Source organism: Pseudomonas marvdashtae, assembly GCF_014268655.2.
In the GTDB taxonomy this organism is placed as follows: Bacteria; Pseudomonadota; Gammaproteobacteria; order Pseudomonadales; family Pseudomonadaceae; genus Aquipseudomonas; species Aquipseudomonas marvdashtae.
In genome coordinates this window covers 2,224,139-2,243,422 of sequence record NZ_JABWQX020000001.1, presented here as the reverse complement: position 1 = coordinate 2,243,422, position 19,284 = coordinate 2,224,139, and the positions used below count along the sequence as shown (strand labels likewise).

At 59.6% G+C, this 19,284-nt stretch carries 15 protein-coding genes and 1 pseudogene; 6 read left to right on the top strand and 10 right to left on the bottom strand.

What is annotated here, in order from left to right:
• Window position 1: 1 nt before the first annotated feature.
• Together HU742_RS10250 and HU742_RS10245 are read left to right on the top strand one after the other, a co-directional pair.
• A complete protein-coding gene (locus tag HU742_RS10250) occupies window positions 2-2,785 on the top strand; it encodes a cation-transporting P-type ATPase (RefSeq protein ID WP_186631322.1) in 2,784 nt (927 codons plus the stop codon).
• 48 nt (window positions 2,786-2,833) lie between these two features.
• Window positions 2,834-3,268: a universal stress protein gene (locus HU742_RS10245; RefSeq protein WP_186631319.1), complete on the top strand. Its 435-nt coding sequence runs from the start codon at window positions 2,834-2,836 to the stop codon at window positions 3,266-3,268.
• Window positions 3,269-3,418: 150 nt separating this feature from the next.
• On the opposite strand, the gene HU742_RS10240 is transcribed toward HU742_RS10245, so the two are convergent.
• Window positions 3,419-4,852: an HD domain-containing phosphohydrolase gene (locus tag HU742_RS10240; RefSeq protein WP_186631316.1), complete on the bottom strand. Its 1,434-nt coding sequence runs from the start codon at window positions 4,850-4,852 to the stop codon at window positions 3,419-3,421.
• Between the two features lie 114 nt (window positions 4,853-4,966).
• On the opposite strand from HU742_RS10240, the gene HU742_RS10235 reads away from it, so the two are divergent.
• A complete protein-coding gene (locus HU742_RS10235; RefSeq protein ID WP_186642410.1) occupies window positions 4,967-5,728 on the top strand; it encodes an alpha/beta hydrolase in 762 nt (253 codons plus the stop codon).
• A 165-nt stretch (window positions 5,729-5,893) separates the two neighbouring features.
• A complete protein-coding gene (locus HU742_RS10230; RefSeq protein ID WP_225923556.1) occupies window positions 5,894-7,453 on the top strand; it encodes a GMC family oxidoreductase in 1,560 nt (519 codons plus the stop codon).
• A 3-nt stretch (window positions 7,454-7,456) separates the two neighbouring features.
• Here HU742_RS10230 and HU742_RS10225 read toward each other — a convergent pair whose 3' ends face one another.
• Window positions 7,457-8,383: a LysR substrate-binding domain-containing protein gene (locus HU742_RS10225; protein ID WP_186642409.1), complete on the bottom strand. Its 927-nt coding sequence runs from the start codon at window positions 8,381-8,383 to the stop codon at window positions 7,457-7,459.
• Between the two features lie 116 nt (window positions 8,384-8,499).
• Here HU742_RS10225 and HU742_RS10220 point away from each other — a divergent pair, with 116 nt between their 5' ends.
• A complete protein-coding gene (locus tag HU742_RS10220; RefSeq protein ID WP_186642408.1) occupies window positions 8,500-9,276 on the top strand; it encodes an SDR family oxidoreductase in 777 nt (258 codons plus the stop codon).
• Between the two features lie 10 nt (window positions 9,277-9,286).
• Here HU742_RS10220 and HU742_RS10215 read toward each other — a convergent pair whose 3' ends face one another.
• The 6 genes and pseudogenes from HU742_RS10215 to HU742_RS10190 form a co-directional block, all read right to left on the bottom strand.
• Entirely contained in the window at window positions 9,287-9,586 is a 300-nt protein-coding gene (locus HU742_RS10215) for a hypothetical protein (RefSeq protein WP_186631304.1), read from the bottom strand.
• Between the two features lie 136 nt (window positions 9,587-9,722).
• The gene (locus tag HU742_RS10210) at window positions 9,723-10,103 is read right to left on the bottom strand and encodes a hypothetical protein (protein WP_186642407.1); all 381 of its coding nucleotides are present in this window, start codon (window positions 10,101-10,103) and stop codon (window positions 9,723-9,725) included.
• 85 nt (window positions 10,104-10,188) lie between these two features.
• Complete coding sequence (locus HU742_RS10205) at window positions 10,189-11,841, bottom strand: RopAA-2 (RefSeq protein WP_186642406.1); 1,653 nt, start codon at window positions 11,839-11,841, stop codon at window positions 10,189-10,191.
• A 217-nt stretch (window positions 11,842-12,058) separates the two neighbouring features.
• Window positions 12,059-13,711 carry a N,N-dimethylformamidase beta subunit family domain-containing protein gene (locus HU742_RS10200; protein WP_186642405.1) on the bottom strand — a complete coding sequence of 551 codons (1,653 nt, stop codon included), beginning with the start codon at window positions 13,709-13,711 and terminating at the stop codon, window positions 12,059-12,061.
• 52 nt (window positions 13,712-13,763) lie between these two features.
• The gene (locus HU742_RS10195; protein WP_186642404.1) at window positions 13,764-14,714 is read right to left on the bottom strand and encodes an MFS transporter; all 951 of its coding nucleotides are present in this window, start codon (window positions 14,712-14,714) and stop codon (window positions 13,764-13,766) included.
• Window positions 14,710-15,519 (bottom strand): annotated as a pseudogene (locus HU742_RS10190) (MFS transporter); the annotation flags it as partial. The gene HU742_RS10195 and the pseudogene HU742_RS10190, both read right to left, overlap by 5 nt.
• 100 nt (window positions 15,520-15,619) lie before the next feature.
• On the opposite strand from HU742_RS10190, the gene HU742_RS10185 reads away from it, so the two are divergent.
• The gene (locus HU742_RS10185; RefSeq protein WP_186631286.1) at window positions 15,620-16,582 is read left to right on the top strand and encodes an AraC family transcriptional regulator; all 963 of its coding nucleotides are present in this window, start codon (window positions 15,620-15,622) and stop codon (window positions 16,580-16,582) included.
• A gap of 214 nt (window positions 16,583-16,796) precedes the next feature.
• Here HU742_RS10185 and HU742_RS10180 read toward each other — a convergent pair whose 3' ends face one another.
• A complete protein-coding gene (locus tag HU742_RS10180) occupies window positions 16,797-18,047 on the bottom strand; it encodes a serine hydrolase domain-containing protein (RefSeq protein WP_186642403.1) in 1,251 nt (416 codons plus the stop codon).
• 151 nt (window positions 18,048-18,198) lie between these two features.
• On the bottom strand, window positions 18,199-19,185 hold the full coding sequence (locus HU742_RS10175) for a helix-turn-helix transcriptional regulator (RefSeq protein ID WP_225923555.1): 987 nt from the start codon (window positions 19,183-19,185) through the stop codon (window positions 18,199-18,201).
• Window positions 19,186-19,284 lie beyond the last annotated feature (99 nt).

The window sequence follows — 19,284 nt, the reverse complement described above, 5'->3', positions numbered from 1 at the left end:
GATGAAGCCCACTGACACCCCATCAACCACCCCACTCCGTCCGCAGGCCTGGTACAACCTGCCGGCGGAACAGGTTCTCAAACGCCTGGGGGTCAGTGAGCAAGTCGGGTTGAGCGTTGCCGATGTCCAGACCCGACTGGCCCAGGCCGGCCCCAACTGTCTCCCCGAGTCACCCCGGCGCCCGACGTGGCTACGCTTTGCGCTGCAGTTCCACAACATCTTGATTTATGTGCTTCTGGGATCGGCGGCCATCACCGCCCTGCTGCAGCACCTCTGGGATACGGTAGTGATTCTCGCGGTAGTGCTGGCAAACGCCCTTATTGGCTATATCCAGGAAGGCAAGGCTGAACAAGCCATGGACGCCATCCGCCAGATGCTGGCACCGCGGGCAGCAGTGATTCGCGGCGGCGAACGCTTGAGTGTCGCGGGCGAGGCGCTGGTGCCGGGCGATATCGTTCTGCTGGAAGCCGGCGACAAAGTCCCAGCGGACCTGCGCCTGCTGCACGCAAACAGGCTGCAGATCCAGGAAGCCCTGCTGACCGGAGAGTCCGCTCCCGTAGAAAAACACACCGAACCGGCGGGAAGTGAAGCGGCCCTGGGTGATCGGGCGTGCATGGCGTTCAGCGGCACGCTGGTCACCTGCGGACAAGCCACCGGCGTCGTGGTGGCCACCGGTCCTTTAGCCGAGATCGGGCGAATCAGTCATCTGCTGTCAGGTGTGGAGACATTGACCACGCCACTGGTCCAGCAAATGAACGTCGTTGCCCGCTGGCTGACCTTATTGATTCTGGCTGTCGCCGGTTTGTTGCTGGTTTATGGACATTTCGTCGTGCATTACGCGTTCACCGAAATGTTCATGGTCGTGGTGGGCATGTCGGTCGCTGCCATTCCCGAAGGGTTGCCCGCGGTCCTCACCATTACCCTGGCCGTCGGGGTGCGAGCAATGGCCCGACGCAACGCCATCGTCCGGCGCCTGCCCGCCATCGAGACCCTGGGCTCGGTCTCCGTCATCTGCACGGACAAAACCGGCACCCTGACCCGCAACGAGATGATGGTGGCGTCGGTCGTCATCAGTGACCTCACATTCACGGTAGATGGCGCGGGCTATCAACCCGCTGGGAACGTCAATCTCGAGAATCAGTTGATCGACACCGCCAATCATTCGACCTTGGCCGAGCTCGGGCGAGCGGCAGCCCTGTGCAACGATGCAGCATTAAGACAACACCAAAGCACATGGATCGTTGAAGGCGACCCGATGGAGGGCGCGCTGCTGGTATTTGCCGCCAAGGCTGGAATCGACCGCGACGAAGAGCGACGCACCTGGGCACGCACCGATGCGATTCCGTTCGATGCCAAGCACCGCTTCATGGCAACGTTGCATCACAACCATGAGCGACACGCTACGATTTACGTCAAGGGCGCGCCTGAGCAGGTGCTGTCGATGTGCACGCAACAACGCATCGATACAGCCGCAACGGGCCGGCTCGATACCCACTATTGGCTTGACCAGGCGAATGCCATCAGCCGCAACGGCCAGAGGGTGTTGGCGTTCGCAACCCGGGCGGTGGCACCCGAACAGGCGCTGTTGGAGTTCTCCGATGTGCAGGGTTCGCTGACCTTGCTTGGCATGGTGGGCATGATCGATCCGCCTCGCCCGGAAACCGTGGAGGCGGTCAAGCAATGCCAGGCGGCGGGTATCGGGGTCAAAATGATCACGGGTGATCACCCTGGCACCGCCGCCGCGATCGGGCAACAGATCGGCTTGCAGAACCCCAACCGGGTCCTGACCGGCCTCGACTTGGACGCCATGGACGACGCCGTGCTGAAAGAAACGTTGAAAGACGTGAATATTTTTGCCCGCACCAGCCCCGAACATAAACTCAGGCTGGTGATGTTGCTGCAGTCGAACGGCATGACCGTGGCAATGACCGGCGACGGTGTCAACGACGCACCAGCACTCAAGCGTGCAGACGCCGGCATCGCCATGGGCAATAAAGGCAGTGAAGCGGCAAAGGAAGCCGCGGATCTAGTCCTGGCCGATGACAACTTCGCCTCCATCGTTGCCGCGGTTCGCGAAGGCCGGACCGTCTATGACAACATCAAGAAAGTGTTGAGCTGGACATTGCCGACCAACGCAGGCGAAACCATGACGATCATCGTCGCGCTGTTGTTCGGCCTTACGTTACCCGTGACGGCCATCCAGATTCTATGGATCAACCTGATCACCGCGATAACCCTCGGTATCGCACTGGCTTTCGAGCCAACCGAAGAAAACACCATGCGCAGGCCTCCGCGTGCCAGGCATGAGCCGCTGATCAGCGGCGCCCTGATCTGGCATATGGTGCTTGTTTCGATTCTTTTCCTTTGCGGCGTCTACGGCATCTTTGCCTATGCGCTCGATCGCGGTTACCCCGTGGAGCTGGCTCGCACTCTGGCGGTCAATACCCTGGTCGTGATGGGAATCTTTCACCTGTTTTTCATACGTAATCTCTACGGCACGTCCCTGACCTGGGAGGCCGTTCGAGGCACCCCGGTCGTGTGGCTGACAGTCGCTGCGGTGACTTTCGCGCAGTTCGCCATCACCTATGCGCCGCCGTTGCAAAAGGTGTTTGATACCCAGTCGGTACCGTTGCTCGATGGTCTGCTCATCATCGGGATTGGTCTGGCACTCTTTGTGATCATCGAGATTGAAAAACAGATTCGACTACGCCTGTTCAGTTTCCACCGCAGTTCGCTGTACCGCGACGAAGCGCAAGATCCCTGCGATAAGGCTGCGGGACGTTAATCAGAAAAGCAGTTCAGCCTCACCCCCGTCATTCAGGAGCTCTAAAAAATGCATAAAGTACTGATTGCTGCCGATGGTTCAGAACATTCGGAACGCGCCGTGCGCTACCTGATCGGGCTGATCCTGGACGGCGGATTGCTCGCAGGCAACGTAGAAGTTCATCTGGTGAATGTGCAGACGCTCTTATCGGCTCGCGTCGCACAAGGAATGAGTCGTGATGAGCTGGACCGTTACTACCTTGAAAAAAGTACCCTGGCTTCACGCAGAGCGATTGATTTGCTGAAAAATGAAGGCATCGCATTCACTTTCCATGCGTTACAGGGCGACGCCGCAAGCAGAATCGTAGCCTGTTCCCAATCGTTAGGCTGTGACAGCATCTTCTTGGGGTCCCAAGGCAACGGTGTCTTGGAAGGGATCTTTTTAGGCTCTGTTGCGGCTAAAGTGACCCAGCTCTCCAGCATCCCGATTACCTTGGTTAAATAGATGCACTCAACACGGGCGACAGGGCCAAGCGTTGAGCCCCGCCAGTATCAGCCACCGCTAGTCCACTTTGCGGGGCCTGCTCGTATTTGATACGCAGCTAAAATCACCCGCCGAGGTCAAATGATTGATCACAACTTATTCGACCTGACCTTAAATCAACCCTAGCGTCAGGGCTTTGAGGGTCGCCGCGGCACGGGTGGTACATTGAAGTTTACGGAACACGTTTTCCACGTGGGTGCGGACCGTGCTCGGACTGATGCCCAACTGACGCGCCACTTCCTTGTTGCTTCCTCCTGTGCTGATGCACCGTAGAATTTCGGTTTCACGCTCGGAAAGCAGGCCACCGCTTGGCCTGCAGGCAGCCATTACCGTGTCCCCGCGCGCCGCCGCGATGACCGCCTGGCAGGCTCGTCGGTCAAAGCGTCCCTGGTCCGCCTCGTCCAGCAACAAGCGGGCGGCATCATCCTGACTCAAGGACGGCCGCCACGGTCGCTCGCTCAGTAACGCTTGCCAAGCCAGGGCGGCGGCCAGCAAGCGATGTTCGCTTTGCAGTGCGTCACCGTTGAGGCTGCGAAAGTAACCACTGCCGTCCAGTCGCTCGTAGGCGTGGGCCGCTATCTGGCCCGACACGGCCAACGCCGATATCTGGCTACAGGCTCGCGATGTCCAGTAAGGCACCAACCGCACCTGCTCAAGATCGCCTTCCAATAACGCACCCGGGGTATTCCAGACTCGATTGGGCACCGCTGCGCGGCCAAGTCCATGGATCAGCGCCGCTTGGCCGAGGTTGTCTACTGATGCCTCTGACAACCCCGAAAGCCTGGCGGCCTCCTGGACCAGCTCCGAAGAACGTCGCGAATACCCCGACAGCCACGGCAACTTGAGATCGATCACATCGCCGATAAGGGTCAATGGCACCGATGGTGCGGTTTGCCGCGAAGCAGCCACATCTGGCGTGCGCAATTGAGCGAGCCAGTCTTCGGCGTGTTGCAGCATTTCGGCGGCGAGCGCTGCTGGATAGCGTCGATCACGCTTGCTGGCGATCCACTGCAACGCCACTTCCAGGCCGTGACTGCGGGACAGGATTTCCAGATCACCGGCGAGCAACACTTGATAAACCACCTCCGGCACCCGTGGATGACGCAGGCCTGACGGCCTTCCTTCGCCGTCGTATTGCTCAAACACGTGACGCAGCCCGTGTTCGACTTCGGTCCTCAAGCCCAATGTATGCGCGATATCACCGGACACCTCGCAATGAATCTGCGCCAGCGGCGTGGACCTGCGCATCGCTCGCTGGCCCGCTGCACTGAGGGTATGCGTCAGCATCGCGTTGCGGCCCTCGACATCATCGCCCAGCAGCTGGGTGAAACCCTGCGCATTGGCGGTGCACCCTGACCAGCGCAACAAGGCCACCTGGCGTCCGATCTCGGTGTGCTCGCCAGCGCCATTGCACGCTTGCGCGAGCATTTGCACCAATCGGGCGGTGCGGCGCGACTGATCGAACGGCTGACCCATGCTCAGGTCGCCCACCATGGACAACGCCAGGATGGCGTCTTCCAATTCGATACAGTCACCTGCCGACATGTCGTTTCCTCCGGGCATCCGATTGAACATTGTTGATGGCCTCGGATAAATGACCGATACCTCAGCCGCCGAGTATCGCTGAAACTGCGCTCACCCCATACAGGAGATCGCATCATGTTCAAACCCAAGGCCCTTGCCCTCTCACTCGCCATGACCTGTTCATTATTCGGCGGCGCGGTCCATGCCGCGGCGCAGCAACCTTCTGTCGTCATCGTCCATGGCGCTTTCGCCGACGGATCCGACTGGGGCAAGGTCGTCCCGCTGCTGCAGGCGGAAGGTATCAAGGTCACCGTAGTACAAAATCCGTTGACCTCGCTGGCGGACGATGTCGCCGCCACACAGCGTGTGCTGAACAACCAGGAGAATGACGTCGTATTGGTCGGCCACTCCTGGGGCGGCACCGTCATCAGCGAGGCTGGCACCGACAAGAAAGTACGCAGCCTGGTGTACGTCGCCGCGTTCGCTCCGGATGCCGGTCAAGCCAGCAAAGACCTGGGCAAGGACTACCCTGCCCCGTCCGGCGTGAAAGACATCGCCGCCGACAAAAATGGTTTCCTGTACATGACCGCCGAGGGCATGGCCACCGGTTTTGCCCAGGATCTTTCCCCAGAGCAAACCGCGGTAATGGCGGCGACGCAAGGGCCGATCCGAGCCTCGGCCTTCGATGACAAAACCAGCGCCGCCGCCTGGAAAGGCAAGCCAACCTGGTACGTCGTGGCCAAGGAGGACCGGATGATCCAGCCTGATCTGCAACGCGCTTTTGCCAAGAAGATCGGTGCCAAGGTCACTGAAATCGATGCCAGCCACGTGCCACAACAATCTCGCCCGGCAGATGTCGCAAAAGTCATCATCCAGGCGGTTCAGAAGAGCCAGTAGTTCCAGTCCCCTTCTGCGCTGAGATCGAAGGAAGTGCTGCTGCGCCCCAATGGATTGCCACCAGTTTCAGGACAGGTTGGCCGGAAGCTGGGATGCAACACACTTCCCTCGCAGCAGTCATCGCATCAGGCGATGCAATACCACACCGTCCAAGGAAACCCATCCATGCCTATGAATTGCGAGCTGAAAAAGCACCCGTTCGATTTTATCGTCTGTGGCGCGGGAACCGCCGGTTCCGTCGTGGCCGGACGGCTGGCCGAGAATCCGGAGGTCGAGGTATTGCTCATCGAGGCCGGAGGCAGCGATGACCACCCTCACGTGCTGGAGCCGGGGAACTGGCCCCTGAACCTTGGCACCGAGCGCGATTGGAACTTCGTGGGTGCCGCAAACCCTCATCTCAACGACAGGAAAATCCCGCTGAATATGGGCCGTGGGTTGGGCGGCGGGTCCAGCGTCAATGTCATGTTGTGGGCCCGCGGCCATAAAAACGACTGGGAAGATTTCGCCGCGCACAGTGGAGATCCTGCGTGGAGCTACGCATCGGTCCTGAAGATCTATCAACGCGTGGAAGACTATTGGGGCATCTGCGACTCAGTCCGTCGCGGCAAGGGCGGACCGGTTCATGTCGCACCAGTGCGAAACGCCCAACCGATTGCGAACGCCATGATCAGTGCGGCCGCCGGAATGGGTATACCTGTTTTTGACAACCCGAACGGCGCCATGATGGAAGGCCGCGGAGGTGCGGCGCTGAACGATCTCATCGTCAAGGATGGCCGGCGTAATTCCATCTACCGCGCCTACGTCGCTCCACGCTGTGGCCAGCCCAACCTCACGGTCCTGACTGATACGCTGGTCAGTCGCGTGCTATTCAAGGACCAACGCGTCATCGGCGTGGAAACCATAAACAATGGGCAGACCGAGTGCTTTTACGCCAATCACGAAGTCGTTCTTTCCCTGGGGGCGATCAACACGCCTAAGGTCCTGATGCAATCCGGAGTGGGGCCGGAGGAAGAATTGCAGCGCCATGGCATTCCAGTCGTCCAGCATCTCCCCGGCGTTGGCGCCAATCATCAAGATCACGTGTCCTTTGCGGTTATTTTCGAATACACGACACCACAACCGGTGGGTTATGGCGGCTCGGAGGCAACCCTCTACTGGAGCAGCGAGAGTGCTTTGCATCTCCCCGACATGTTCCACTGCCAGGTCGAGTTTCCAGTGCCCAGCGCAGAGACCGCGTCACTCGGCGTTCCTGCACATGGCTGGACAATGTTCGCCGGCCTTGCCCACCCGGAAAGTCGCGGACAGGTCACGCTCAGCGGCCCGAATGTGACTGATGCCCCCATCATTCAACCCAACACGCTGTCGCATCCCACCGATCGGCGCAACGCGCTGGAAAACATCCGTTTTGTCCAGGAACTGGGCGCGCAGGCCCCCTTCAAGGGCTTGGTAAAAAATGAAAGCCTGCCTGGAAAACTGAACACCCAATCGCTCGAACACTACGCACGCAACGCTGCCGTTACCTACTGGCACCAATGCGGTACGGCAAAAATGGGCCAGGACGCGATGTCCGTGGTTGATGGTCAACTGCGCGTCTACGGAATCCAGGGCCTACGCATTGCCGATGCCTCCATCATGCCCCATGTCACGAGCGGCAATACGATGGCCCCGTGCGTGGTGATCGGCGAGCGGGCCGTGGAGGCTATACGAGCCACTTACAACCTATGAGCTTCATGCAGGCGCCCGAAGGCTCTCGTTGCCAACCAGATTGGCACGGGCCAAGTCGGTAAACGCCTTGAGCGCTGCCGAAGGGTTGCGCCGGTTCGGGTAATACAAACACAAGTTGTCTCGCGCCGGCGTCCAATCCTCCAGCACCCGTTCAAACTCTCCGTTCTCGATTTCGACTTGAACGTCCTGTTCCATGAAAAAACCCAGAGCCACGGCTGCCCCAACGACCGCCTTGGCAAGGCCAGGCTCGTCCAGCGTGAATTGCCCATTCACATCCAACCTGATGACCTCCCCGTCGCGTTCCAGATGCCACGGATAAATGGCTCCGTTGGGTAGGCGGATCCGTAAGCACTGATGAGTGAGTAGATCGGCTGGAGTGCGAGGCTGGCCGTGCACCTCAAAGTACGCTGGCGAGCCCACGATGGCGTAACGTTGCGGCCGGCCCAGCGGGACGACAATCATATCGCTGGGTACCAGATTGGCCGACCGCACGCCGAGGTCGAAGCCGTCAGCAACGATATCCACCAGACGCCCTTCGGTAACCAGATCGATGTGCACCTTCGGGTAACGCCGCGAAAACTCCAGGATCAGCGGCATCAGGGTCGTACGAGCGGCACTTGCAAATGCATTGATGCGCAAGATTCCCGAAGGTCCGACATTGTGCGAGCGCACCGCCTCGAGTGCCGCGCGAACATCCTGTAGCGCCGGCCCGACTTGCTCCATGTACATCCTGCCGGCCTCGGTGAGCGACACGCTGCGTGTCGTGCGATTGAACAGCCGCGTTTCAAGGTTCGACTCCACCTTGGCGATGGTATTGCTCAACGCAGTCGTCGAAACACTCAAGTCGATAGCGGCTTGTCGAAACGAGGCCCGACGCGCCACGGCCGTCACCGCCTCCAACTCGTTAAGCCCTACACGAAGATCCGGCATTTGATTGTCCTGCTTATCGGGATTAGCCATTACGTTTATGCCAGTTGAGCAAACTATCCCGTCAGGGGCAAGATCGCCGGGTGTCATCAATTCATCATCAGAGAGGAGATTACGCCATGAATCTTGATTTGAAAGGCAAGCGCATTCTGGTTACCGGCGGCACCAAGGGCGTCGGCAAAGCGGTGGTTGAGCTGCTGCTCGACGAAGGCGCAAAAGTCCTGACCTCGGCTCGCCAGGCAAACATCGAGATGCCGCCAGACTTGTTCGTTCCGGCTGATTTATCCACCCGGGAGGGTTGTGAGACGTTGGTGGCCGCGACCAAGCGAATATTAGGAGACGTCGACGTCATCATCCACGTACTGGGTGGGTCATCGGCACCGGGTGGTGGCTTTGCTGCACTGGATGAGGACCACTGGCAACGCGAGCTCGATCTGAACCTGCTTCCAGCCGTACGTATCGATCGCGCCTTGGTGCCAGGCATGCTCGAACGAAACGAGGGCGTCATCATTCACGTGACCTCCATTCAGAACCGACTGCCGCTGCCCGAAGCAACCACCGCTTACGCGGCTGCCAAGGCTGCGCTTTCGACTTACAGCAAAAGCCTGTCGAAAGAGGTCTCGCCAAAAGGAGTACGTGTCGTCCGGGTATCGCCGGGATGGGTTGAAACCGAGGCGTCGGTCGCCTTGGCCGAGCGCCTGGCGAAAGAAGCAGGTACCGACTATGAAGGTGGCAAACAGATGATCATGAACGCGTTAGGCGGTATTCCACTCGGCCGGCCCTCGAAACCTGTGGAAGTGGCGAACCTCATTGCCTTCCTGGCTTCGCCTCGCGCGGCATCCATCACGGGCAGCGAATTTGTCATTGATGGCGGCACCATTCCAACGGCTTCATAAGAGGCAGCGACTATTGATGGGTGTCCGCCTCCTCAGCCGGATAAAACTCGCCCTCCTTCCCCATCTCTTTCAGCCGTTCGCGAGCGATCCGCTCAACGCTGGCCACGGCGGCCTGATCGTCAAGGTTGACCCACTGCAAGCACAGGCTTCGAACATTCTGGTCGTGGGTGCCCTCGCTCATCATTTCGTGGGTGAAGACTTGGGCGCCACGCCATAGGCAGAGCTGGGTATGAGTCCCGCCGAGCCATATTTCGTTGAATGATCTCAGGTCAGTGGTGGCCAATTGATCCACCGTGATTGTCTTATCCATTGCGCTGTACCTTACCAATCAGCAGATACAGGTAGACTTACAAGCACAGCGGGTCGTTCCCCAGCAGCATCGAGACAAGGGATGCATGTGTTCGTCTCGGCAATTGCGCGCCGCGTGCCCACCGCGTCGGTCTGCATCAGCTAGCGGCGAGCCGCCGATAGATGGCGCGCGCGCCCCAAGACAGCATCACTGCCGGGATCGAAAGCAAAGCGCAATACAAAATACCGACTGCCAGTAGCGGCCCCGCGCCAGATGCCATCATCACACACGGAATCTGCCCGAACATTACGATGGGACCTGCCACCCATCCGCGCTGTTGAAACAGCAGACCCAGCGTCAATGTCAGCGCCAGGGACGCAGGATATAGAACAGTCCAATAACATTGCGCGTCCCAAGGCTCATTCACTCCGGACGACCATGACGCCGCCAGCCAAAAGCTCACACTGGTGACGCAAGCAACGATCGTCGCCAGCCACATACTTTTCAATGACGTCCTCTCTTTCAAGTTGTACTGCATTACGGCGTCGTGGCCCTTGAACGCGCTGCCAATGTCCGATCCCTGGACATTAAGGAAAGACTAAAATGAGCGGCGAGGAAAGCTGCTACACAATATCGCCATCATCCTGGGCAGGCGGACGCGCGGGCGCTGAGGACGATGGTTGCGCCTGCGTGGCCGCGAGCGGCTGCATGGGGGTGCTCTGACCCTGAACGGCTTGGCTTTGGGAGGTGGCCGCGGCGCGTTGCCTCAGGGCTCCAACGCTTTTGTCCCAAGCCGATTGGGAGGAGGAACCAATGGCGCTAGCAACGCTAATGATCCCATCCCCTGTCGCTTGAGCTGCATTTTTTGTGTGGTGGGTCGCTGAAACAGCTGTCTCTTTGGCTAACCTGGCGCCGGTGAGCGATGTCTTGACTGCCAACTCACCTCCCTTGACTGCCACCCTGCCAGCTGCATCTGCGGTCCCTTCTACGGCTTTTGGTACATGGGCATCGACAGCAGCAATGGCTTTTTTCGGCACTGATCCACCTAACGAGGCGCCCGCTGCCCACAGCCCGAACGCCACGGTACCCAATACGTTTTTTACAGCCTCCGAGGCTGCCGTAGCGGCCATTTTTCCCAACTCATGGGACTTCGCCAGGTTGGCTGTGGCGGTTGTAGCCGCGCCCATTGCAGAGAAACCGCCAATCAGCAGACCATTTCCTACCACACTGACCGGATCCACTATCTCTTTCAAGGCATCGCCGCTGATGACCGCATTCAGAGCCGTAGCCGCGCCTTCACCCAGCCGCGCGGAGACCATCTTGACCAGGGCAGTGGCATTGAGATCCTTTAAAGTCTCGAAGTCATCCAGCCATTCGGTATCTTGATCAATAGGCTTATGGGGCTGCCCTTGCGGTACAGCATCCCGACGACCATAGAGCATTGCAGGGTCAGCTAAATGGTTCGTGCGATCGCGGCTGACATTGTAATGCTCAATTGCTATACCCACGATGATAGCCGTGACCGGCCGTAGGGCCGGTTGCAGGATTGCATCCAGGTTCTCTTTGCCAGCCGCCGTCATGGCAAGCGTTGACGCGTACATTGCTGTATTTCGTACGGCAAACCCGGTAAGCCATTTATTGGCTTCGTCGAAAGCATTGCGCAGTGGACCTTTATCCAGCGCCAGCAGCTTTTCCGCCACTGATGCTTGAAGCGACGGGTGCAGCGTATCGCTCTCGGGTTTAAGGTAATAACCAGGCTTGAGGCCCGCGATCGTCTTGTTACCGGCAGCATCCGCCATACCGGCATACAAGCATGACATAGCGTTCTCTATCGCCGCTTGGCGTACTGTATTGCCATGCTTGCCTGCTACCTGGAGGATGGATGGCTTGAAATTACCTGCCTCGGTCAGCGCCGCAAAGGGCGTCCCCCCCATCCCTGACTTTATTGACGCAAACAATCTGTCGGCCCTGGCTGCGTTTTTTTCCGCCTTCTCCATGTCATGGACGTTATAGCCCCCTGCCTCTAACCGTTGAGCGCGGTCATCGCGAATCGCGTTCAGCTCCGCGTTGCGAGCGCTTGAGGAAGAGACAGCGGGTTGATCGGAACCAGCCTCTGTTTCAAGGTGAGCCTCGAAATGGTTTTCAAGCCGCGTTCTCATCGCTGCCCCTGTAGAACTGAGGCTCGGCGAGCGAGAGGTCTGTTGCGTTGTTTCCTGCTGTATCTCATCAGGTACACGAGTCAGCTCGCGGCTTGCACCTACATTAAGCGTATCCATGGCACTGTTCTCTTAGTGATCGATAGATAGAAGAATGCAAATGCCTCCGGTATGAGCGGCGACATCCTTACGCTTGAGTGGCCGTGCCGGAAAAAGCGTTCCAAATGACCTGATAAAAACGAGAACCAAGGGGCTACTTCGCCGAACCGGCCAGCCAGTGTGGGCAGGACGTCTTTATCGAAAATTCTCAAGAGTTGCGAGAGCGTGCTTTGACGGCCTACGGACTGCGCAAGAAACGATCGAGCACGTTTTTTGTGATCATCTCGGTGTAGATGTCTGCCTGCATAAGCCCGTGTACCCATTCGCACGTGGCGGCGGTAAAGACCTCACCTCGACCTTTATGGAAGTGCACCACCATGCCGGCCCCGCGACTATGCAAATCGATACTGGCCTCGCTAAGGTTGGGCGCCAGGATGGAAGCACGGAACCGCGCATCGCCATCGCCGAGCATGAATGAATAGGCATCCTCGGATCGGCCGTGTTCGGCATTGGTCGCCCAGCCCATCGCGAGGATTTGCAATCCGCAGGGCGCACCGTCTGTGCCGAGCGGTTCTGGGAGACCGTTAACAAACGTGTACTCCAGGCCATCCACCTCATAGCCAAAGATGTTGGCTTCGTCTCCGAACATATCCGCGTAGCCCAGGCCCGTGCCCATGAAGGCCCAGTGCTGAGGCCTGAAGACTGTATACCCGCGAGGATTGCGCGGAGCCATTCCTCCAAAGCCGCCGTATATCCCCCGCAATGCATTGACCCCAAACGTCCTCGCCCCGGGGTGATCCACCCGCGGATCTTCCCAGGCGCCGGTTTGCCGACGAGGGTCGGTCGCCGCGACCGGATCAAGCGCGCCGGCATCGTACTTGTAGGCGACCTGCCGTTGCCCCTCATCCTCCAAGCGGACCTGCCACATGAAATTGCCAGCGAAGCGCGCGACCTTGCCGCCCTCCTCGACAAAGAAATCGACATGGTCGCGCATTTCCCGCGTCCAGTACTCGTCGTGCCCTGCAAAGACCGCGCAGCGGTAGCCCTCAAGCGCATGCGGGTCGTGATGCAAATCGTCCTGGGTCAGGATGTCGACCGTGTAGCCTTGCTGTTCGGCCCAAACCACAAACGGTCTTTCGTAGGAGGCCCACCCCGCCAGCGCGTAGTACTTGGCGTAGCCGTTAAGGGAGGCCCATTCGATGAACTCGTAACGCGCCGGCCCGGGCTTGCGTTGCCGGGTCGCGTTGACAGAACGTGGCGCATCCTCGGGCAGCCAGACTTGCCCCCGCGCCCAAGGGCGTTGTGCCGACAGCAACGGCGCGCGGCCGCGCGGCGTCCCGGGGTGGAGACCGAAGTAGTGATTAGCGCCGCCCCAGTCGTTATAAGCGGCCCAGGTCGATGTGGCTGCGACAAGCACCAAGGCATCGGCGCGCTTGTGCGCCGTCTTGACGATGAACAGGTGATGCCCGAGCACGCTTTCAGCGCTATCGCGTACTTCCACTACATAGCCACCCGGCTCGGCATCAGCCGGGATTGACCAATGCCAGAATACCGGCCATTGGCACCCCTGCTCATAGGCACGTTCGGGCACCGGATGGAATCGAGCGTCAAGGCTGTCGGTTTCATGCAACGTGCGAGCGATGGCTCCATCACGATAGATCCTGAGTCTCACTTGCGGGCGATTCGAAGACAGATACAGGCACACCGAATCGGCCGGGCTGTAGGAGCGGCGATCCGAGTAGCACCAAGCGGCCGCCGAGCCCGACTCGGAAGGCACTTCGACCCAGGTCTCGCGCGCGGCCTGACGTGGCCCCGAAGTCTGGCTGACCGTCACGCCGGTGCCCGGTCGCTCACCGCGTGCAGTGGTTTTTTCAAGGTCTGTTGAGTTCATTGAATTGCACTCCTTGGGTCGGCTGATGCTGCGGATCGACCAGCCAACTGATTTAGTCCTGAGAGGCCAACGAAGACCGTGAGCCAGCCGCCAGTCGAGCACCGGGTGCCTGGATGTGCGCAAGATCGATGCCCGCCGTTTCGTCGATAAGAAAACCTGCCAGGACGGTGACCAGACCCAACCCCATGACATAGCAGACATACAGATAGCCAAGGTCGGCGCCGTCAAGATAGCTGTGTAGATACGGAGCGGTACCGCCAAAGATCGCCACCGACACCGACGATACCAACCCAACGCCTTGCGCCCGCGCCTGGGTTGGCACCTGCTCGGACAGCACTGCGGGAAATATCGCCGCGATCAGAGACCAGGCGCCTAGCCCCAGGACCTGGGCCAGGAAGAGCGTGTAGGGCTCAGTGGTCACCATTATCGAGATGGGATAGGTCAGCACGATCACGCCCAAGCCCCAGGCTACGACCATGGGCTTGCGACCTACACGATCGGACAACATTCCACAGATCGGCAACCAGCACACACAGAGGACTTGCGCGATGAGGCTGGCCACGTAGGCACCCGTGGCGTCCATGCCCTGGGCGATTGCCGTCGAAGCGCCGAACGTGACCCACGCGTAGTAGGTGACATTGGCGGCCGCTGCGAGCATGACGATGTTGCGCGCGACGCGCAGCATCTCGCCCCTGGACAATTTGCGCGACGGTCGAGCCTGGCCCTGCTGCTCTACGAACACGTGAGACTCCTGCGCGCCGCGGCGCAAAAACAGCGCATAGACCCCGAGCACTCCACCGATGGCGAAGCCGATCCGCCAGCCGTAGTCACTCATGGCCTGCGCGCCCAGCAGCCAGGTCAGCATCGCTGCCACCGCCGTCGCCGCCATCACCCCGAGCGTCACCCCGACGTAGACCGAACTGGACCATAGGCCACGGTGTTTGCTTGGGGCGATCTCGGCGACATAGGTGTAGGAAACGCCTGTTTCACCGCCATGTGCCAAACCCCAGCAGCATCAGCGACAGCCCTTGCGGGCCGATGCCGGTCGTACCTTCGAGGAACGGTCGAATATAAGTGAACATCGCAAAGTGGCCGCTGTGCACCAGCACACAGCCGAACATACCCATGGCGATGCCTGGACGCTGCAACACCTCGAGGACGGTGCGCAGGCGTGCCGGCCTGCGCGGCGCAAGGCGCGGCAGGGTGAGCGACTGGAAAGCCAGGGTCACCACCCCTACCGCCGCCGCGGCAAAGAATGCGCTGCGCCAGCCGTATAGTCCGCCCAGGTAGCTGCCCAGCGGGACCGCAACCACCGTCCCGATAGCAATGCCGCTGAAAATAATCGAGAGCGCTCGGGGCAACAACGCACCGGGTACCAAGCGCATCGCCACCGCTGCCGCCATGCTCCAGAACCCGCCAAGGGCGATCCCCAGCAAGACACGCATTAACAAAAGCACCGCGAAACTGGAGGAAACGGCGACCAAAAGATTGGAGGCGATCATCAACGTGGAAAAACCCAGCAGCACCCAGCGGCGGTCGACACTGCGGGTCAGGCCTGGCACCAACAGGCCAGCGAACAGCGCCACCACTGCTGTCACCGTTACCGCCTGGCCAGCCAGCGCTTCGGACACACCCATATCGGTGGCCATCGGCGTCAACAGGCTCGCCGGAAGGTACTCTGCGGTCAGCAATCCGAACACGCCCATTGCCAACGAGAACACGGCCATCCACGCGGGCGTTGCAGGCTCTACATCCAGCCCGGCGCCGGGACGGCTATCGGGTACGGCATTACACACAAGGTCAGTCATTGCACGGATCTCCAATCTGAATGGCGACCCGCAGTCTAGGCGCGAGGATCTGGATGATCTATGATCGAAAACCTCTATTTTTTGACTGAAACACCTAACGATGCCGACAGATCAGTTTGCTCTCTCCTCGGAACTCATCAACGAGTTGTTGCGCGGCATGCGCCTGCGTGGCGTCGAGTACCGGCGTATCCAAGCCGGTCCAGCCTTCGGCCTGGGCTTCGCTGCCAAACCTGGGCATGCCTGGTTCCACTTCCTGGCGGTCGGCGATGCGGTGCTGCGGATGGAAGACGGGACAACGTATGCGCTGTCTGCCGGTAACGCCGTATTCATCTCCCATGGTGCGGCCCATCAGTTGCTTTCCCATACGGACGCGGCTGTTCAGGACATCGACCGTTTGGACGGCGCGCCCCTCGGTGAAACCGTCAGCGCGGTGGATACCGGAACCGATGCCAGCCCAACGCCTGCCACCATTTTGTTCAGTGGTTGCATGGAGTTTGAATTGGGCAGTATCCATGGCCTGGGCAGCCTGATGCCGGGCCTGATGTTGATTGATGCCGGCGGCCAGCGTTACCCCGGACTGGTGCCTATCCTGACCACCATGGAGCGCGAGGTCAGCGCCGCACGTGTCGGCTTCGCCGGCATCCTCGCGCGACTGGCCGACGTGGTGGCCGCCATGGTCGTTCGCGGTTGGGTGGAGTGCGCCTGCGGTAATGCCTCTGGCCTGGTCGCCGCATTGCGCGATCCACGCTTGGCAAATGCGCTTCTCGCGCTCCATCAACAACCGGGACGCGACTGGACCGTTGCGCAGCTGGCGGAGCAATGCAATACCTCGCGCTCAGTCTTCGCGGACCGTTTCCAGATGACGATTGGGATGGCCCCGCTGCGTTACGTCACGCAATTGCGGATGCGGCTGGCGAGCCAGTGGTTGACGCTCGAAAGACTGCCGATTGAAGAAGTGGCGCAGCGCTTGGGCTACACCTCCCAGGCTGCTTTCAGTCGTGCATTCAAGCGCATCACGGGCAAGACGCCTGGATTGAGTCGTCAGTCAGGCCTGCGGTATTAGTCGCGATTGCGGTACTGGGCGGTACCCACTCGTACCTGCCGGCTTCGCGCAACGACCGTTTCCGCGATGTTTATATTGCCATTATGGGAGGCCGGATCGGGGGGTTTTCCATGGCTGAACTTCCAGTGCAATGACCTCAGGACAGATCATTTAGCCATGCCCCATCACCGCCCCTCGCCTCGTGTCGACCGCCGTATTCATCCAACGCGCGAATCTACTTCAACGCAGCCACCACGGCATCGAAGAATACCATCGGGTCGATCGGCTCTTTATCAACCGGCTTGGGCTGGGCCCCGAAGGTGACAATTACCACGTTATTGGCCGGGTTGATGTAGATGTTCTGGCCCTGGATACCGACCGCCGCGTAGGCACCGTCTTTCACCGACGGCTCGGTCCACGCCGTCCACCACATGTAACCGTAGTCCAGCGACTTGCCGCCTTTGAGGGTGGTCGGCAGCGTCGCCTCCTTGACCCAGCCTTCAGGCAGAATCGACGTGCCATTGATCTTGCCGCCGTTCATGAAAAACAGCCCGAAGCGTCCATAATCGCGCAGCGTGGCGCTGATACCGCTGCCACCGATTTCCACGCCGCCAGGCGAATCGAGCCACCACCGGGCGTCACTCTCCATACCGAACGGCTGCCAGATCTTCTGCGATAGATAATCGGCCAGCGGCATTTTCACAGCGCCACGGACGATCTCTCCGAGTACCTGCGTTTCGCCAGTGCTGTAAGTGTTGGCCGTGCCGGGCTCGGCCGCTCGCGGCAAACTCGCCATCAAGGCCATTGCCGAACCCGGTTTCTGCGCTATCTGCGCTTTGAGTAGCGCGCGACGATCGGACGCCGGATCGGTGTAGGTCTCGTTCCACTTCACGCCCGAAGACATCATCAGCACGTCGCGCACGGTCACGCCTTCGTAGGCGCTGCCCTTAAGCTGCGGGACGTAATCCACCACTTGCGCATCAAGGCCCTTGATAAGGCCGTCTTTGATCGCTGCAGCCGCCAGCGTCGAGGTGATGGACTTGGCTATCGACATCGACATCCACCGAGTTTTCTCGGTGTTGCCTCGCTGGTAGGTCTCGAACACGACCTTGCCGTCCTTGAGCACGAGCATCGCCGTGATGCTGTCCAGTGCGACGAAGTCATACAGGTCGTACTTTTTGTCCCCGACAGTGAAGCGAACGTTGGGCAACTGTTTGTCTGATTTCGGCAGCGCATACGGGTGATCGCCGGCTTTAATCCTGTGGGTGGGAAACAGCCGGTCGATGTTGCGGTAGGTACTGACCGCCAGATCGGGGAGCATGGCGCCGTCATAGATCTGCTCCACGGTGCCAATCGGTTCCTGAGCGTGGGGATAGTCCTCAGCCCATGCGCCCGGGGTGATACCCGCAGCGAGCAGACCGAGCGAGAGAAGCAGCGAACGACCAGGCGAAGCCGCAGACGCACGAAAAATAGCGGATGAGTGCATAACCTATCCTTATTTTGTTTTGCTATTCACGCACGTTATGACACGCGCCCGCTTGAACCATAGCCTACTCAATGGAATCACGCCCGAGCTGAAGGACGGTGCTGTTTGCGTCTCGTCTAAGCACAGAGGTCAGTTGGCGTGGTGGTCATGGCTACTTTGCCGAGATCGATAACTTGCCTCTGCCGCCATGTTTGAGAAGCGAGGGATTGATCCCGAACTGTTTGCGGAAAGCCGTGGCGAAATGGCTGGCATTGGCGTAGCCAAGGTCCGACGCGATTCTCATCACCGACTCTTCTCCGTGCAACAATCGACTTCGGGCCTGGATCATCCGCGCTTGCTGGAAGACGCCGTAGACGCTGTTCAAGAACAATTGGCGAAACCCGCGCGTGAGCTTTGGCTGGCTCATCCCGGACTCGCGAGCGAGTTCTGAAAGACTTGGCGCCTTGCCAAGATCGGCGAGCAGGCGTTCACGCGCCCGAAGCAAGCGTTGGCGATCAATGTGGCTGACACGGCAGGTGCAATCGACATTGTGGCGCGCCTCCAGGAAAAGGCTGACCAGGGTTACGCTTTGACCATACAACCAAAGGCCGCTTCGGGGTTGGCTTGTCGGTGAGCCAGGGCCCTGGTCCATTGCCGTGCATAACAGATGCGCGGTCGCGCTCATTTCGCCACTGCGGTGCCCTTCAAGAAAACAATGATCGCAAGCCAGGGCCTTGTTCAGCAGCGGATCGAGCTTCAACTCCCACTGAGCCAACACCTCGGGACGGATCATCACCGTGATGTTGTCGATCTCCCCATGCTGGTGATAGAGGCCGTGGCGACGATGGCCGTAGCTGATGCAGCCGGCGCCTTCGTCGATCACGTAGCGACGTTGCCGGCGCCCCTCTCGAAAGCTGCAGGCGGCCTTGCCCTTGAGCAGGTTGGTGAAACTGAAATGAATACATTCGCTGTCGTCCTGCAAAGGTAATTCGATCGGTTGCTCGAATTTGCTTTGCCAACGCACGATGTCGAGGCCGTCCTGCAGGTTCATGCGCGTGACCCGACAGTGCGCCCCAGGTCCGAGACCACTTCCATATTCTCCCGTGATGATTCGCGAGACCGGCATCGGCTCTCCTGCGCCTCCTTGAACGACTGACATCGTGAATCTCCTGGTTGACCGGATACGGCTCGAATCAGATCACATTGGGGTAGATCTATGCAATTGATAATTATTAGCATCTGGCGCGTTTCCCAAGCT

Coding starts and splice junctions, on each gene's coding strand:
- HU742_RS10250 (WP_186631322.1), top strand. CDS start 2: ATGAAGCCCACTGACACCCCATCAACCACCCCACTCCGTCCGCAGGCC.
- HU742_RS10245 (WP_186631319.1), top strand. CDS start 2,834: ATGCATAAAGTACTGATTGCTGCCGATGGTTCAGAACATTCGGAACGC.
- HU742_RS10240 (WP_186631316.1), bottom strand. CDS start 4,852: ATGTCGGCAGGTGACTGTATCGAATTGGAAGACGCCATCCTGGCGTTG.
- HU742_RS10235 (WP_186642410.1), top strand. CDS start 4,967: ATGTTCAAACCCAAGGCCCTTGCCCTCTCACTCGCCATGACCTGTTCA.
- HU742_RS10230 (WP_225923556.1), top strand. CDS start 5,894: ATGCCTATGAATTGCGAGCTGAAAAAGCACCCGTTCGATTTTATCGTC.
- HU742_RS10225 (WP_186642409.1), bottom strand. CDS start 8,383: ATGCCGGATCTTCGTGTAGGGCTTAACGAGTTGGAGGCGGTGACGGCC.
- HU742_RS10220 (WP_186642408.1), top strand. CDS start 8,500: ATGAATCTTGATTTGAAAGGCAAGCGCATTCTGGTTACCGGCGGCACC.
- HU742_RS10215 (WP_186631304.1), bottom strand. CDS start 9,586: ATGGATAAGACAATCACGGTGGATCAATTGGCCACCACTGACCTGAGA.
- HU742_RS10210 (WP_186642407.1), bottom strand. CDS start 10,103: ATGCAGTACAACTTGAAAGAGAGGACGTCATTGAAAAGTATGTGGCTG.
- HU742_RS10205 (WP_186642406.1), bottom strand. CDS start 11,841: ATGGATACGCTTAATGTAGGTGCAAGCCGCGAGCTGACTCGTGTACCT.
- HU742_RS10200 (WP_186642405.1), bottom strand. CDS start 13,711: ATGAACTCAACAGACCTTGAAAAAACCACTGCACGCGGTGAGCGACCG.
- HU742_RS10185 (WP_186631286.1), top strand. CDS start 15,620: ATGCCGACAGATCAGTTTGCTCTCTCCTCGGAACTCATCAACGAGTTG.
- HU742_RS10180 (WP_186642403.1), bottom strand. CDS start 18,047: ATGCACTCATCCGCTATTTTTCGTGCGTCTGCGGCTTCGCCTGGTCGT.
- HU742_RS10175 (WP_225923555.1), bottom strand. CDS start 19,185: ATGTCAGTCGTTCAAGGAGGCGCAGGAGAGCCGATGCCGGTCTCGCGA.